Here is a 15,733-nt window from a genome sequence, read left to right on the forward strand (position 1 = left end):
GAGCGGGAAGGGCGCCGGGCCCCGGGAATACCGGTTTCATGACTGGACTGTTACCGCTCTAAACTGTGCCCCGTGACCGAGAACACGCAGACACCCAGCAGCCCCACCTCCGAACTGCCGACCACGTACGCGCCGGCCGAGGTAGAAGGGAAGCTCTACGAGCGCTGGGTAGAGCGCGGTTACTTCGAGGCGGACGCCAAGAGCGAGAAGCCTCCGTACGCGATCGTCATTCCGCCGCCCAACGTCACCGGCAGCCTGCACCTGGGCCACGCCTTCGAGCACACGTTGATCGACGCCCTCACCCGCCGCAAGCGCATGCAGGGCTACGAGACGCTGTGGCAGCCCGGCATGGACCACGCCGGTATCGCCACCCAGAACGTCGTCGAGCGCGAGCTCGCCAAGGAGGGCAAGTCCCGCCACGACCTCGGCCGGGAGGCCTTCGTCGAGCGGGTCTGGCAGTGGAAGGACGAGTCCGGCGGCCAGATCTCAGGCCAGATGCGCCGCCTCGGCGACGGCGTCGACTGGTCCCGTGAGCGCTTCACCATGGACGAGGGCCTCTCCGAGGCCGTCCAGACCATCTTCAAGAAGCTCTACGACGACGAGCTGATCTACCGCGCCGAGCGCATCATCAACTGGTGCCCCCGCTGTCTGACCGCGATCTCCGACATCGAGGTCGAGTACCAGGACGACGAGGGCGAGCTCGTCTCGATCCGCTACGGCGAGGGCGACGCGTCCATCGTCGTCGCGACCACCCGCGCCGAGACGATGCTGGGTGACACCGCGGTCGCCGTCCACCCCGACGACGAGCGCTACAAGCACCTCGTCGGCACCGAGATCGAGCTGCCGCTCACCGGCCGCCGCATCCCGGTCGTCGCGGACGAGCACGTCGACCCGGAGTTCGGCACCGGCGCCGTCAAGGTGACCCCGGCGCACGACCCGAACGACTTCGAGATCGGCCAGCGCCACAACCTGCCGAACCTCGCCGTCATGGACGAGCACGCGATCATCACCGCCCACGGCCCCTTCCAGGGCCTGGACCGGCTGGAGGCCCGCTCCGCCATCGTCGGTGCGCTGCGCGCCGAAGGCCGGATCGTCGCCGAGAAGCGCCCGTACACGCACTCCGTCGGCCACTGCTCGCGCTGCAAGACCACGATCGAGCCGCGCCTGTCGATGCAGTGGTGGGTCAAGGTCGGCCCGCTCGCCAAGGCCGCCGGTGACGCGGTCCGCAACGGCGAGGTCAAGATCCACCCGCAGGAGATGGAGAAGCGGTACTTCGACTGGGTCGACAACCTCCACGACTGGTGCATCTCGCGCCAGCTGTGGTGGGGTCACCGCATCCCGGTCTGGTACGGCCCGAACGGCGAGGTCGTCTGCGTCGGACCGGACGAGCAGCCGCCCGCCGGCGAGGGCTGGACCCAGGACACCGACGTCCTGGACACCTGGTTCTCCTCGGGCCTGTGGCCGTTCTCCACGCTCGGCTGGCCGCAGCAGACCGAAAGCCTGGAGAAGTTCTACCCGAACGCCGTCCTGGTCACCGGTTACGACATCCTCTTCTTCTGGGTCGCCCGGATGATGATGTTCGGCCTCTACGCGATGGACGGCACCCCGCCGTTCCACACCATCGCCCTGCACGGCATGGTCCGCGACGAGCGCGGCAAGAAGATGTCGAAGTCCTTCGGCAACGTGGTCAACCCGCTGGACTGGATGGACAAGTACGGTTCCGACGCCGTTCGCTTCACCCTGGCCCGCGGCGCCAACCCGGGTGTCGACGTCCCGATCGGCGAGGACTGGGTCCAGGCATCCAGCAAGTTCGCCAACAAGATCTGGAACGCCACGCGCTTCGCGATGATGAACGGCGCCACGATCGAGGGCGAGCTGCCGCCCGTCGAGCGGCTGTCGGCCACCGACCGGTGGATCCTGTCCCGGCTGAACGAGACGGTCGCGCAGGTCGACGCGTACTACGAGGACTACCAGTTCTCGAAGCTCAGCGAGGCGCTCTACCACTTCGCGTGGGACGAGGTCTTCGACTGGTACGTCGAGCTGTCGAAGACGACCTTCTTCGCGGGCGGCGAGCAGGCGCAGGTCTCCGGCCGCGTCCTCGGCGAGGTCGTCGACGTCATGCTGCGACTGCTGCACCCGATCGTCCCCTTCGTCACCGAGACGCTGTGGACCACGCTGACCGGCGGCGAGTCCCTCGTCATCGCCGACTGGCCCAAGGACAGCGGCTTCCGCGACGAGGCCGCCGAGGCGGAGATCGCCTCCGTCCAGTCGGTGATCACCGAGGTCCGTCGCTTCCGCAAGGAGCAGGGCCTGCAGGACGGCCAGAAGGTTCCGGCCCGTCTGGACCTGGGCGCCACCGCGCTCGGCGCGCACGAGGCGGCCATCCGGCAGCTGCTGCGCCTCCAGCCGGAGGGTGACTCCTTCAGCGCCACCGCGACCCTCCCGGTCGCCGGCGGCACCGTCGCGCTCGACCTGTCGGGCACCATCGACGTGGCGGCCGAGCGCAAGCGTCTGACGAAGGACCTGGGCGCCGCGGAGAAGGAGAAGCAGCAGGCCGAGGCGAAGCTCGGGAACGAGGCGTTCATCGCCAAGGCTCCGGACAACGTCGTGGACAAGATCAAGGGCCGGCTCGCCAAGGCCGAGGCGGACATCGCCCGGCTCCAGGCGCAGCTGGACGGCCTGCCGGCCGCCTAGTCCCCGTCGCACCCGGTACGTACGTACAGGTGAAGGCCCCCGCACCGTCGGTCGATGCGGGGGCCTTCGCCGTATCCCTTCCCCGTGCGGGGGTTCGTGTCACAGCGGACTCCTGTCCGAAGTGCCCTAAATCACTGCTATTTCGATTCCGGGGCGATCCGAACCGAAGCGCCGACCACGGATGATGGAGGGCATGCGCGTCAAGCCCGTCGTCCCGGCCTTCGACCGGCTGGTGGCTTCCGGCCGTCGGCTCACCGAGGGCTGGGCCGGGTCGCCGCGGGCCGTGGACGTGCTCACCGCGCTCGGTTGCCTCGGCCTGATGGCCCTCGACCTCCCGGGCCTCGCCGCCGCCGACAACTCCCTGACCGGGCCCGCCGCCGCCGTCGTCCTCGCCCTGGGCTGCGTCACCCTGCTGGTGCGCCGCCGACAGCCCTGGCTCTCGTACCTGGCCGCGCTGCTCTTCATCGGATGGCTGCACGAGCTCACCCTGATCCAGTTCGCCCTCTACTCGGTCGGCCGCTACCGCGGGCGCCGGGCCGGGATCCTCGCCACCCTCGCCTACGTGGCCTTCGCGCTGGGCATGTTCGTCCTGCCGGGCTGGCCCGAGCCCGCGGGGCAGACCCTCAGCGGGTTCCTCAGCGTGGTCGTACCCATCGGGGTGCTCGCCTCCGCGGTGGGCATAGCCGCCTACCGGCACGACCTGGTGGGGGAGCTGACCGCCCGGCGGGCCGAGTCCGCCGTGCTCCACGCCGTCCAGCAGGAGCGCACCTCCGTGGCCCGCGACGTCCACGACTTCGTCGGGCGCGAGCTGACCCTGCTCACGGTCCGCTCCGAGGTGCTGTCGATGCGGGCGCGGGAGACGGCGTACGGGCCGGACTTCGAGGAGTTGGCCGACACCGCGCGCCGGGCCCATCTGGTGCTCAACGAGATCATCGTGCAGCGCGGGGAGCGGGCCTCGACCCCCGGCGTGAACGGGCTGCCGGCGCTCGCCGAGGAGAGCGGGCGGGCCGGCTCACCCGTCCGGCTCACCATGGACGAGGACGTGCACGAGCTCTCCCCGCTGCGGCAGGCGGCGGTCTACCGGGTGGTGCAGGAGTGCCTGACCAATGCCGCCAAGCACGCGCACGGGGAGACCATCGACGTGTCGATCACGGCGGACGGCCCGCGGCTGCGGATAGCGGTCCGCAACGGGCTGCCGGACCGGACCCCGGGCCGGGCCCCCGTCTCGGCGGGCTCGGGCACGGCGAGCATGTCCGAGCGCGTACGCAGCCTCGGCGGGACCCTGACGGCGACCCGCACGCGGGACGCGTACGAGGTCGTCGCCACCCTCCCCCGCGGCTGAGCCCCGCTCAGACCTTCGCCGGGGCCGACAGACCGCCCAGGGTGTCCAGGGTGTCCAGGTCCTCCACGCAGCGGCCGGAGCCCAGTACCACGCAGTCCAGCGGGTTGTCCGCGACGAAGACCGGGATGCCCGTGGCGGACGCCATCCGCAGGTCCAGGCCGGGCAGCAGCGCGCCGCCGCCGGTCAGCACGATGCCGTGCTCCATCACGTCACCGGACAGCTCCGGCGGGCACTCCTCCAGAGTGGTGCGCACGGCGGTGATGATCGCCTCGACCGGCTCGTCGAGCGCGGCCCGGACGTCCTGCGCGGTCAGCGTGAGGGTCTTGGGCATGCCGCCGACCCGCTCGCGGCCGCGCACGGTGAAGGTGCGCGTCTCCAGCTCCGGCCGGTCCGGGACCGGCCAGGCCGAGCCGAGGCCCAGCTTGACGTCCTCGGCGGTGCGCTCCCCGATGAGCAGTCCGTGTTCCTTGCGTACGTGGTCCATGACCGCGGCGTCGAGGCGGTCCCCGCCGACGCGCAACGACCGGGAGGTGACGATGCCGCCCAGGGAGATGACGGCGACCTCGGAGGTGCCGCCGCCGATGTCCACGACCATGGAGCCGCGGGGTTCGGCCACGGGCAGTCCGGCGCCGATCGCCGCGGCCATCGGCTCCTCGATGAGGTGCACGGCCCTGGCTCCGGCCCGGGTGGCCGCCTGGACGATGGCCCGCCGCTCGACGGGGGTGACACCGGAGGGCACGCAGATCACCATCCGGGTGCGGGGCCGCCTTCCGGGCACGGCCTTGCGGACGAAATGCCGGATCATCTCCTCCGCGGCCTCGTAGTCGCAGATCACACCGCCCCGCAGCGGGCGGATCGCGGTGATGGAGCCGGGGGTGCGGCCGATGGTCTCCTTGGCGTCCGTACCGACGGCCAGGGCGGTGGTGGTGCCCGCCTTCACGGCGACCACGGACGGCTCATCGAGGACGATCCCGTGCCCCCGTGCGTAGACGAGGGTGTTGGCGGTGCCCAGGTCCATCCCTATGTCGCGGCTGGTTGCTGTCTTGTTGCTGCTGGCCTGCGGCATTTATTCCCCTATCTCCTGCCGCAAGGCTTGCATAACGATCAGGTCGCTCCGGGTGCCGTAGGTCCCGAAACGGCCGGGCCGAAAGTCCTCCGGGTCCCCGTCCGTAGACTGGCCCTGTGAGTGACCAGCAGCCCGAGAGCCACGACCGCGACGACAACGACGACCTCGCCGGATCCTTCGACGAGTTCGACCAGATCGTGGCGGAAGAGTCCGACCGCGACCCCGACCTGGCGGTGATCGAGGCCGGTAGCCGCACCCTGCGCGCCCAGGCCGGACCGCCCCAGGGCGACCCGGTACCCGCCCGGCCCGTCGACCCGGAGGTCGCCAAGGCGCTGCTGGAGGTGGAGCAGGAGCTCGCCACCCGCTGGGGCGAGACCAAGCTGGAGCCCTCGGTGTCGCGGATCGCGGCGCTGATGGACGTGCTGGGCGAGCCGCAGCGCGCGTACCCGTCCATCCACGTCACCGGCACCAACGGCAAGACGAGCACGGCACGGATGATCGAGTCCCTGCTGAACGCCTTCGAGCTGCGCACCGGGCGCTACACCAGCCCGCACGTGCAGTCGATCACCGAGCGGATCAGCCTCGACGGGGCTCCGATCACAGCCGAGCGCTTCGTCGAGACGTACCACGACATCAAGCCGTACGTGGAGATGGTCGACGCCGCCGAGGAGTACCGGCTGTCCTTCTTCGAGGTGCTCACCGGAATGGCCTACGCGGCCTTCGCGGACGCCCCCGTGGACGTGGCCGTGGTCGAGGTCGGCATGGGCGGCAGCTGGGACGCCACCAACGTGATCGACGCGTCCGTCGCGGTGGTCACCCCGATCAGCCTGGACCACACCGACCGGCTCGGCTCCACGCCCGGTGAGATCGCCGTGGAGAAGGGCGGCATCGTCAAGCAGGACGCGACCGTGATCCTGGCCCAGCAGCCGGTGGACGCGGCGCAGGTGCTGCTGAAGAAGGCCGTCGAGGTGGATGCCACGGTGGCCCGCGAGGGCATGGAGTTCGGCGTCGTCTCGCGCGAGGTCGCGGTCGGCGGCCAGCAGCTGACGCTGCGCGGTGTGGGCGGCGAGTACGACGGCATCTTCCTGCCGATGTACGGCGCGCACATGGCGCACAACGCGGCGGTCGCCCTGGCCGCCGTGGAGGCCTTCTTCGGTATCGGCGGCGAGCACGCCCGGGTCCTGGACGTGGACACCGTGCGCAAGGCCTTCGCCTCGGTGTCCTCGCCGGGCCGTATGGAGGTCGTGCGGCGCAGCCCGACCGTGGTCCTGGACGCCGCCCACAACCCGGCGGGCGCGGCGGCCACCGCGGAGGCGGTCACCGAGTCGTTCGGCTTCAGCCGGCTGATCGGGGTCGTGGCCGCGAGCGAGGGCAAGGACGTCCGCGGAGTGCTGGAGGCCTTCGAGCCGATCTTCGCGGAGGTGGTGGTGACGGAGAACTCCAGCCACCGGGCGATGGGCGCGGACGAGCTGGCGGCCGTCGCGGTCGAGGTCTTCGGCGCGGAGCGGGTGCAGGTGGAGCCGCGGCTGGACGACGCCCTGGAGGCGGCGATCACCCTGGCGGAGGAAGAAGCCGAATACGGAGGAGCCGGGGTCCTGGTGACCGGTTCCGTGATCACGGTGGGCGAGGCCCGCCTGCTGCTGAAGAGGGGCTGAGGGATGCGCACGCTGTGTGCGAGCACGCTGATCGGCGAGTTCTTCGTGATCGGCTTCGCGGGGCTGGTGGCGATGAAGGACCCCGATCTGACCCAGGCCACGGTCTGGACGGTGTGCGGGGTCACCATGCTGCTGTCGGTCCTGCTGTGCGGGATGCTGTCGCGTCCCGGGGCGGTCCAGCTGGGCTGGGCGCTGCAGATCGGCCTGGTCCTGAGCGGGTTCGTCGTGCCGACGATGTTCTTCCTCGGCGCGGTGTTCGCCGGGCTGTGGTGGTGCTCCGTGCACTACGGCCGCAAGATCGACACGATCAAGGCGCGCTGGGCGGCCGCTCAGGAGGCACCAGGGGCCCCCGGGGCGCCTGACGCTGCGTGACGGGTCCCCGGATCGGCCCTGTAGATTCGCCCTACCGCACCCGTTTGCCGCAAGGAGCCGCAACATGACCCAGCGCACCCTCGTCCTGCTCAAGCCCGACGCCGTCCGTCGTGGTCTGGTCGGCGAGATCATCGGCCGTATCGAGCGGAAGGCCGGCTGGACCATCCCCGCACTGGAGCTGCGTACGCTGGACCAGGAGACCCTGGAGGCGCACTACGGCGAGCACAAGGGCAAGCCGTTCTACGAGCCGCTCATGGGCTTCATGGCGAGCGGTCCCGTCGTCGCCCTGGTGGTCGAAGGGGAGCGCGTGATCGAGGGTGTCCGCCAGCTGGCCGGACCCACTGACCCGATCGCCGCGGCTCCTGGCTCCATCCGGGGTGACTTCGGCACGATCACGCGTGAGAACCTGATCCACGCCTCGGACTCGGAGGAGTCCGCCGAACGTGAGCTGAAGCTGTTCTTCCCGGCGCTCTGAGCACTCTTTCCTGACGGAACATCAGCCGAATAGCGCTCATGACCTGGGGCGACCGAAGTAATTTCGGTCGCCCCCCGGTATTTCCGGCCCGAAGCGGGAACGCCTGGGCAGGACACGTCGTCACCACTGAGGGGGCGGGTATCCATTCCGGCGGGATTGCCGGAGTCCCGTCGCGCGGTCTTCGTACTCGCGGCACTACGATGGGGCCTCCACCCACACACCCACCTCGCCGACCTGACAGCAGCCGCTATCAACTGGAAGGCCAGACGCTCCTCATGGGGAACAAGGGGAACAAAATGTCGTTCATCGGCCGTGACATGGCGATCGACCTCGGGACCGCCAACACGCTGGTGTACGTGAGGGGCCGGGGGATCGTCCTGAACGAGCCGTCCGTGGTCGCCATCAACACGAACACCGGCGGCATCCTGGCGGTCGGCTCGGAGGCGAAGAAGATGATCGGGCGCACGCCCGGCAACATCGTCGCCGTGCGGCCCCTCAAGGACGGCGTGATCGCCGACTTCGAGATCACCGAGCGCATGCTCCGGTACTTCATCCTCAAGATCCACAAGCGCCGCTACCTGGCCCGCCCGCGCGTGGTGGTCTGCGTTCCCTCCGGCATCACGGGAGTGGAGCGACGCGCCGTCATCGAGGCGTCCACGCAGGCCGGCGCCCGCCAGGTGCACATCATCGAAGAGCCCATGGCCGCCGCCATCGGCTCGGGCCTGCCCGTCCACGAGGCCACCGGCAACATGGTCGTGGACATCGGCGGCGGCACCACCGAGGTCGCCGTCATCTCCCTCGGCGGAATCGTCACGGCACAGTCCATCCGGGTGGCCGGCGACGAGCTCGACAACGCGATCATCCAGCACATCAAGAAGGAGTACTCGCTCCTCCTCGGTGAGCGCACGGCCGAGCAGATCAAGATCACCATCGGGTCGGCCTACGACCTCGACAAGGACGAGCACACCGAGATCCGCGGTCGCGACCTGGTCTCCGGCCTGCCCAAGACGGTCGTCATCTCGGCCGCCGAGGTGCGCAAGGCCATCGAGGAGCCGGTCAACGCCATCGTCGACGCGGTCAAGACCACGCTCGACAAGTGCCCGCCGGAACTCTCCGGCGACATCATGGACCGCGGCATCGTCCTGACCGGTGGCGGCGCCCTGCTGCGCGGCCTCGACGAGCGGCTGCGCCGGGAGACCGGCATGCCTATCCACATCGCGGAGGACCCCCTCGACTCCGTCGCGCTCGGCTCCGGCAAGTGCGTCGAGGAGTTCGAGGCCCTCCAGCAGGTCCTGGACGCCCAGCCCCGTCGCTGACAGATGCCCCTCCCTGCCGGAGGGGCCATGCGGAACACAAGGATCCGCCGTACGGGTGCTACCGGGCCCGTGCGGCGGATCGTTGATATACAGGCAAATGAGAAATCCGACGAGGAAGGCACGGCCGCCGCACGTGAGGGACACACGAGAAAGCCGGCTGCTCCTGGTGCTTCTGATCGCCATCGCGTTCGCACTGATCACGGTGGACATCAGGGCAGGCGAGGAGTCGCCGGTCGACGGTGCCCGGCAGGCCGCCGCAGCGGTCTTCGGCCCGGTCGAGGAAGGTGTGGCGACCGCGGTCGATCCGGTCGCCAACGCCATAGGGGCGGTACGGGACTCCGGCGAGCGCCACAACCGCATCGCCACGCTGGAGCGCGAGAACGCGGCGCTGAAGGCCAAGCTGGGCAGCGAGGACCAGACCCGCAGCCGCATCCACGAGCTCGACGAGATGCTCAAGCGGGCCGGCGCCGGCCAGTACGGCATCAAGGGCGCCGAAGTCATCGCCATAGGAGCGGCCCAGGGCTTCTCCTGGACCGTCACCATCGACGCCGGCAGCAAGGACGGCATCGAACGCGACATGACCGTTCTCAACGGGGACGGCCTCGTCGGCCGGGTCAGCACCGTCGGCCCCGACACCGCGACCGTCGTCCTCGCCAACGACCCCGACTTCACCGTCGGCACCCGTCTGGAGAAGACCGGTGAACTGGGCTTCGCCACCGGCCAGGGCGACCGTGCCCTGTCCGTCCAGATGCTCAACGGCAAGGCCAAGGTCAGCCCCGGCGACCGGCTCGTCACCTTCGGCTCGCGCGGCAACAAGCCCTTCGTGCCCGGCGTGCCGATCGGCGAGGTGGTCAAGGTCGACCCCTCGCGCGGCGACCTGACCCGCACCGTATGGGTGCGTCCGTTCGTCGGCTTCTCGCGCCTGGACATCGTCGGCGTCGTCGTGATGCCGCCGCGCGAGGACCCCCGCGACGCGGTCCTGCCGCCCAAGCCCGAGGCCCCCAAGCCCACCCCGACGGTCACCGTCACGGTCACCCCGTCCGGGGCCGCCAGCCCGCTCGCCCAGCCGGCCGACGACTAGGAGCCGACCCCGCATGCGCTTCAACCGGATCCTGCTCTCGGCCACGCTCGTCGTGGTCGCCCTCGTCATCCAGGTCACCGTCCTGGGCCGGCTCCAACTGCCCGGCGCCGTACCCGACCTGCTGCTCCTCACCGTCGTGTCCCTCGCACTCGTGTACGGGCACGTCAGCGGCGCGCTCATCGGCTTCGGCGCCGGACTCCTCGCCGACCTGGCACCGCCCGCCGACCACGCGGCCGGGCGGTACGCGCTCGTCCTGTGCGTCATCGGCTACGTCGCCGGCCTGGTCCGCCCCGACGGCGGGCGGTTCCGCTCCGCCTGGGGCCCGATGCTGACCGTCGTCGCCGCCGCGATCGGCTCCACCCTGCTCTACGCGAGCGTGGGCGCCCTCGTCGGCGACACCGCCGCCCGCCACGTGGGCCTGACCGGGCTGGTGTTCACCGCCACCCTCTACGACCTGCTGCTCGCGCCCTTCACCGTGCCGTGGATCATGGCGCTCGCGCGCAAGGCGGAGAACGACCCTATGGCCGTCGAGGCAGGCGGCGGCCCCGCCAACAAGGCCGCCGACGTCTCCGCCGGCTGGCTGACCGGCGGCACCGGCCTGCGCATCGGCAGCCAGCGCGGCGGCCTGCGCCTGAAGACCGCGCGGTCCCGCGCCAACAAGGCCGTCCGCATAAAGGGCGTCAAGCCGGCCAAGGGTGTGAAGAGCGTCAAGAAGCTGTGAGGGAGGAGCAGACGTGACCAACGTCCCGGAGACCGGCCGCACCTCCCGGGTGCAGATCAGGCTCGTCATCATGCAGGTCCTCGTCTTCTCGATGCTCATCACCCTCGGCGGCCGGCTCTGGTTCCTCCAGATCCGCAACGGCGCGGAGTACTACCACGAGGCCAAGAGCAACCACGTCCAGCGGGTCGTCCAGCCCGCCGTGCGCGGCTCGATCCTCGACGCCCGCGGGGTCCCGCTCGCCGACAACGAGACCCGCCTGGTCGTCTCCGCCAGCCGCACCGCGCTGATGAAGATGAAAGACAAGGGCAAGGGCGTCATGACCCGCCTCGCCGACGTCCTGGACATGACCCCCAAGGAGGTCATGGACAAGGTCCGGCTCTGCGACTCCCAGACGCCCAAGCCCTGCTGGAACGGTTCCCCGTACCAGCCGATCCCGGTCACCCTCGAAGCCACCACCCAGCAGGCGCTCCAGCTGCGCGAGCGCCCGGAGGAGTTCCCCGGCATCACCGCGGAGCCCACCGCCGTCCGCCGCTACCCCGCCCCCGGCGGCGCCCGCACCTCACAGGTGCTCGGCTACCTCTCGCCCGTCACCGACGACGAGATCCAGAAGGCCAAGGACACCGACTCCCCGCACCTGCGGTCCGACCAGGTCGGCCGCTCCGGGATCGAGCGCACCTACGACCGTGAGCTGCGCGGCAAGGCGCAGGTCACCTCGTACGAGGTCGACAACCTCGGCCGGGTCATGGGCCAGACCAGGTCCGACCCCGGAATCGCCGGATCCACCCTCGTCACCAGCATCGACGCCCGGGTCCAGGCAGTCGCCGAGTTCGAACTCCAGGCGGCGATGAAGGTCGTCCGCAACGAGACCGACAACATCACCGGCCGCAAGTACGAGGCCGACTCGGGCGCCGTCGTCGTCATGGAGGCCAAGACCGGACGCATCGTCGCGATGGCCTCCCAGCCCGACTACGACCCCAACGCCTGGGTCGGCGGCATCTCCGGCGCGGACTACGCCAAGCTCACCAGCAAGGGCTCCAACTACCCGCTGCTCAACCGCGCCATCCAGGGCATGGCCCCCGCCGGCTCCATCTTCAAGGTGGTCTCCGCGAGCGCCGCCGTCCGCGCCGGCTACAAGTTCAACGACAAGTACAACTGCAGCAGCTCCTACAGCCTCGGCGGCCGCAGCTTCGCGAACTTCGAGTCCAAGGGGCACGGCCCCATCACCCTGGGCGAGGCCCTGAAGTTCTCCTGCAACACCGTCTTCTACGCCCTCGGGCACAAGGAGTGGCAGCGCGACGGGGGCCTCAGCCCCAAGAAGGACGCCCACGACTGGTTCTACCGGACCGCCCGCGAGTTCGGGCTCGGCTCCGAGACCGGGATCGACCTGCCCAACGAGGTCAAGGGCCGCATCCCCGACCGCCAGTGGAAGCAGAGCTTCTGGGCGGCGAACAAGAACTCCTGGTGCAAGCAGGGCAAGCGGGGCGGCACCTACGTCGAGCAGATCGCCTACGAGAGCTGCCTCGAAGGCAACCAGCTCAAGGCGTACGACAGCATCAACTTCGCCATCGGCCAGGGCGACGTCCTCGTCACCCCCATCCAGATGGCCACCGCCTACTCCGCCATCAGCAACGGCGGCACCCTCTACAACCCCACCGTCGGCAAGGCCGTGATCAGCCCCGACGGCAAGCGCGTCGAGATGATCAAGCCCCAGTCCCACGGCAGGCTCCCCATCGGCGCACAGACCGTCGCGGACCTCGACAAGGGCCTGCGCATGGTCGTCGAGCCCGGCGGCACCGCCGCGTGGCGCTTCGGCGGCTGGCCCCAGGACAAGATCCCGATGCACGCGAAGACGGGTACCGCCCAGGTCTACGGCAAGCAGACCACCTCGTGGCTGGCGACCTACACCAAGGACTTCACGATCGTCATGACGATCTCCCAGGGCGGCACCGGCTCCGGAGCCTCCGGCCCCGCCGTCCGCAACCTCTACAACGCCCTCTACGGTCTGACCATGGACGGGAAGTACGACCCGAAGCGGGCCCTGCTGCCGGCCCCGGAAGCGAAACTGCCCAAGATCAACCCCGACGGCTCCATCGAATCCCCCGAGATCCGGCCGTACGTACCGCCGTCCGCGGAGGAACTGGAACCGCCGGCACTCGCCGGGCCTCCCCCGACACGGCACGACTGAGGACCAGGACCCCATACCGACATGCCAACCGCCAACAAGTTCTCCGTCTCCCGGTACGCGCCCGAGCGTGGCCCGATGGCCAAGCTCACCGCCCGCGACTCCGTGCTGCGTCGGCTCGACTGGCCGATCCTGCTCTCCTCCCTCGCCCTGTCCTTCCTCGGCGCCCTGCTCGTGTGGTCGGCCACCCGCAACAGGACCACCCTGAACCAGGGCGACCCCTACTACTTCCTCGCCCGGCACGCCCTGAACACCGGCATCGGCCTGGTGCTGATGATCGGCACCGTCTGGCTCGGCCACCGCACCCTGCGCGGAGCCGTGCCCGTCCTCTACGGGCTCTCGCTCGTCCTCATCCTCGCCGTGCTGACCCCGCTGGGCGCCACCATCAACGGCGCCCACGCGTGGATCGTGATCGGCGGCGGATTCTCCCTCCAGCCGTCCGAGTTCGTGAAGATCACGATCATCCTGGTCATGGCGATGCTGCTCGCCACCCGGGTGGACGCGGGCGACCTCGCCCATCCGGACCACCGCACCGTCGTCAAGGCGCTCTGCCTGGCCGCCGCCCCGATGGGCATCGTCATGCTGATGCCCGACCTCGGCTCCGTCATGGTCATGGTCGTCATCGTGCTCGGCGTGCTGCTCGCCTCCGGGGCCTCCAACCGCTGGGTGCTCGGCCTCCTCGCCTCCGGCGTGGGCGGAGCCGTCCTGATATGGCAGCTCGGCGTGCTCGACGAGTACCAGATCAACCGCTTCGCGGCCTTCGCCAACCCCGAGCTCGACCCCGCCGGCGTCGGCTACAACACCAACCAGGCGCGCATCGCGATCGGCTCCGGCGGCCTGACCGGCTCCGGGCTCTTCAAGGGCTCGCAGACCACCGGCCAGTTCGTGCCCGAGCAGCAGACGGACTTCGTCTTCACCGTGGCCGGCGAGGAGCTCGGCTTCGTCGGGGCCGGACTGATCCTCGTGCTGCTGGGCGTCATCCTCTGGCGGGCCTGCATGATCGCCCGGGAGACCACCGAGCTCTACGGGACCATCGTGTGCGCCGGCATCATCGCCTGGTTCGCCTTCCAGTCCTTCGAGAACATCGGGATGACCCTCGGCATCATGCCCGTCGCCGGTCTGCCGCTGCCGTTCGTGTCCTACGGAGGCTCGTCGATGTTCGCCGTGTGGATAGCGGTAGGACTCCTCCAGTCGATCAAGGTCCAACGGCCATTGTCAGCCTGATGTTCCGTTCATCCTGCAGACGTGTTCCGTTCAGGACTAAGTTCGGTACATGGCGGACACAAAGCGCGAGATCGAGCGGAAATTCGAGTTCTCCAAGGCCAAATCTGCCCGGCGCGGGGTGCCGGACCTGACGGGGACGGCCGCGATCGCGGCCGTCACCGACCAGGGCACCGTCGACCTCGACGCCGTCTACTACGACACCCCCGACCGGCGGCTCGCCGCCGACGGCCTCACCCTCCGGCGCAGAACGGGCGGCGCCGACGAGGGCTGGCACCTCAAACTGCCCGTCTCCCCGGGGGTGCGCGACGAGGTCGGCGCCGCGCTCAGCGACACGGTCCCACCCGCCCTCGCCTCCCTCGTCCGCTCCCGCGTCCGCGACGCCGGACTCGGCCCGCAGGTCCGGCTGGTCTCCTCGCGCCGCGTCAGCCATCTGCTCGACGCCGACGGAGCACTCCTGGCCGAACTGAGCACCGACGAGGTCCTGGCCGAGCGCGGCGACGCCACCGCCGGCTGGACCGAGGTCGAGGTCGAACTCGCCGACGGAGTCGACCCCGACCTGCTCGACGCCGTCGAGAAGACCTTCCGCAAGGCCGGGCTCCGGGTCTCCGACGCCCCCTCGAAGCTCGCCCGGGCCCTCGCCGAGACCGACGCCGAACCCCCGGCCCGCCCCGCCGGAGGCGGCCCCGAGGGCACCGCCGGCGCGCACGTCCTCGCGTACCTGGCCGAGCAGCGCGACGCCCTGGTCGCCCAGGACCCCGCCGTACGCAGGAACCTCCCGGACTCCGTCCACCAGATGCGGGTCGCCACCCGCCGGCTGCGCAGCGCCTTCAAGACCTACCGCAAGGTCCTGGACCGCGAGGTCACCGACCCGATCGGCGAGGAGCTGCGCTGGCTGGCCGCAGAACTCGGCGTCGACCGCGACCAGGAGGTCCTGATGGAGCGGCTCCAGGCCCAGCTCGCCGAACTGCCCCGCACCCTGCTGACCGGCCCCGTCCGCAGCCGGCTGCGCACGTGGAACACCGCCCGGCGCTCCGGATCGCGCCGCAGGGCCCTGGCCGCCCTCGACAGCGACCGCTACGTCACCCTGCTGAACTCCCTCGACGCCCTGCTGGACGAGCCCCCGCTGCTCGACGCCGCCGCCGGCTCCCCGGAGAAGGTCCTGCCGAAGGCGGTGCTCCGCGACTACGCGCGCCTCGCCACCCGCATCGACGGCGCCCTCGCCCTCGACGCCGGCAAGGAACGGGACCTGGCCCTGCACGAGGCCCGCAAGGCGGCCAAGCGCGTCCGGTACGCGGCGGAGTCGGCCGTCCCCGAGCTCGGCAAACCGGCGAAACACCTGGCCAAGGCCGTGAAGAAGGTCCAGACCCTGCTCGGCGACCACCAGGACAGCGTCGTGGCCCGCGACGCCCTGCGCGGCCTCGCGGCCCAGGCGGCCGACGCCGGGGAGTCCGCCTTCACCTGGGGCGTGCTGTACGGCCGCGAGGAGGCCCTGGCCGAGCGCCGCGAGCGGGAGCTTCCGGACAAATGGGCGAAGGCCTCGTCCCCCGCCCTGCGGGCCGACCTGCGGGCTGCCCTGCGGTGATCATGCGGGTGGGGGCGGCCGAG

At 70.4% G+C, this 15,733-nt stretch carries 12 protein-coding genes; 11 read left to right on the forward strand and 1 reads right to left on the reverse strand.

Annotation, left to right across the window (positions count from 1 at the left end; genetic code table 11):
* Window positions 1–72: 72 nt before the first annotated feature.
* Together ACWG52_RS24635 and ACWG52_RS24640 are read left to right on the forward strand one after the other, a co-directional pair.
* Entirely contained in the window at window positions 73–2,694 is a 2,622-nt protein-coding gene (locus ACWG52_RS24635) for a valine--tRNA ligase (RefSeq protein WP_161291610.1), read from the forward strand.
* Window positions 2,695–2,887: 193 nt separating this feature from the next.
* Window positions 2,888–4,036 (forward strand): sensor histidine kinase, encoded by a 1,149-nt coding sequence (locus ACWG52_RS24640; protein WP_389811719.1) that lies wholly within the window; start codon window positions 2,888–2,890, stop codon window positions 4,034–4,036.
* 7 nt (window positions 4,037–4,043) lie between these two features.
* On the opposite strand, the gene ACWG52_RS24645 is transcribed toward ACWG52_RS24640, so the two are convergent.
* Entirely contained in the window at window positions 4,044–5,102 is a 1,059-nt protein-coding gene (locus ACWG52_RS24645) for a rod shape-determining protein (RefSeq protein WP_390167196.1), read from the reverse strand.
* A 116-nt stretch (window positions 5,103–5,218) separates the two neighbouring features.
* On the opposite strand from ACWG52_RS24645, the gene folC reads away from it, so the two are divergent.
* The 9 genes from folC (at window position 5,219) to ACWG52_RS24690 (ending at window position 15,710) form a co-directional block, all read left to right on the forward strand.
* Entirely contained in the window at window positions 5,219–6,757 is a 1,539-nt protein-coding gene (folC, locus tag ACWG52_RS24650) for a bifunctional tetrahydrofolate synthase/dihydrofolate synthase (protein ID WP_389811725.1), read from the forward strand.
* A 3-nt stretch (window positions 6,758–6,760) separates the two neighbouring features.
* Window positions 6,761–7,129, forward strand: coding sequence for a DUF4233 domain-containing protein (locus ACWG52_RS24655; protein WP_033223997.1), 369 nt, complete (start codon window positions 6,761–6,763; stop codon window positions 7,127–7,129).
* 64 nt (window positions 7,130–7,193) lie between these two features.
* Window positions 7,194–7,604, forward strand: a complete 411-nt coding sequence (gene ndk, locus ACWG52_RS24660) for a nucleoside-diphosphate kinase (protein WP_030715774.1) — start codon at window positions 7,194–7,196, stop codon at window positions 7,602–7,604.
* A gap of 296 nt (window positions 7,605–7,900) precedes the next feature.
* Window positions 7,901–8,920, forward strand: a complete 1,020-nt coding sequence (locus ACWG52_RS24665; protein ID WP_008738981.1) for a rod shape-determining protein — start codon at window positions 7,901–7,903, stop codon at window positions 8,918–8,920.
* 133 nt (window positions 8,921–9,053) lie between these two features.
* A complete protein-coding gene (gene mreC / locus ACWG52_RS24670; protein WP_389811730.1) occupies window positions 9,054–10,001 on the forward strand; it encodes a rod shape-determining protein MreC in 948 nt (315 codons plus the stop codon).
* 13 nt (window positions 10,002–10,014) lie between these two features.
* The gene (gene mreD / locus ACWG52_RS24675; RefSeq protein ID WP_381880213.1) at window positions 10,015–10,722 is read left to right on the forward strand and encodes a rod shape-determining protein MreD; all 708 of its coding nucleotides are present in this window, start codon (window positions 10,015–10,017) and stop codon (window positions 10,720–10,722) included.
* 13 nt (window positions 10,723–10,735) lie between these two features.
* A complete protein-coding gene (gene mrdA / locus ACWG52_RS24680) occupies window positions 10,736–12,907 on the forward strand; it encodes a penicillin-binding protein 2 (RefSeq protein ID WP_381880215.1) in 2,172 nt (723 codons plus the stop codon).
* Window positions 12,908–12,928: 21 nt separating this feature from the next.
* On the forward strand, window positions 12,929–14,128 hold the full coding sequence (gene rodA, locus ACWG52_RS24685) for a rod shape-determining protein RodA (protein WP_381880217.1): 1,200 nt from the start codon (window positions 12,929–12,931) through the stop codon (window positions 14,126–14,128).
* Window positions 14,129–14,177: 49 nt separating this feature from the next.
* Window positions 14,178–15,710, forward strand: coding sequence for a CYTH and CHAD domain-containing protein (locus tag ACWG52_RS24690; RefSeq protein WP_389811734.1), 1,533 nt, complete (start codon window positions 14,178–14,180; stop codon window positions 15,708–15,710).
* The last annotated feature ends 23 nt before the right edge of the window (window positions 15,711–15,733 follow it).

It is taken from the genome of Streptomyces sp. CLCI03, from assembly GCF_053615355.1.

Coding starts and splice junctions, on each gene's coding strand:
- ndk (WP_030715774.1), top strand. CDS start 7,194: ATGACCCAGCGCACCCTCGTCCTGCTCAAGCCCGACGCCGTCCGTCGT.
- ACWG52_RS24645 (WP_390167196.1), bottom strand. CDS start 5,102: ATGCCGCAGGCCAGCAGCAACAAGACAGCAACCAGCCGCGACATAGGG.
- ACWG52_RS24665 (WP_008738981.1), top strand. CDS start 7,901: ATGTCGTTCATCGGCCGTGACATGGCGATCGACCTCGGGACCGCCAAC.
- ACWG52_RS24690 (WP_389811734.1), top strand. CDS start 14,178: ATGGCGGACACAAAGCGCGAGATCGAGCGGAAATTCGAGTTCTCCAAG.
- ACWG52_RS24640 (WP_389811719.1), top strand. CDS start 2,888: ATGCGCGTCAAGCCCGTCGTCCCGGCCTTCGACCGGCTGGTGGCTTCC.
- ACWG52_RS24655 (WP_033223997.1), top strand. CDS start 6,761: ATGCGCACGCTGTGTGCGAGCACGCTGATCGGCGAGTTCTTCGTGATC.
- rodA (WP_381880217.1), top strand. CDS start 12,929: ATGCCAACCGCCAACAAGTTCTCCGTCTCCCGGTACGCGCCCGAGCGT.
- mreD (WP_381880213.1), top strand. CDS start 10,015: ATGCGCTTCAACCGGATCCTGCTCTCGGCCACGCTCGTCGTGGTCGCC.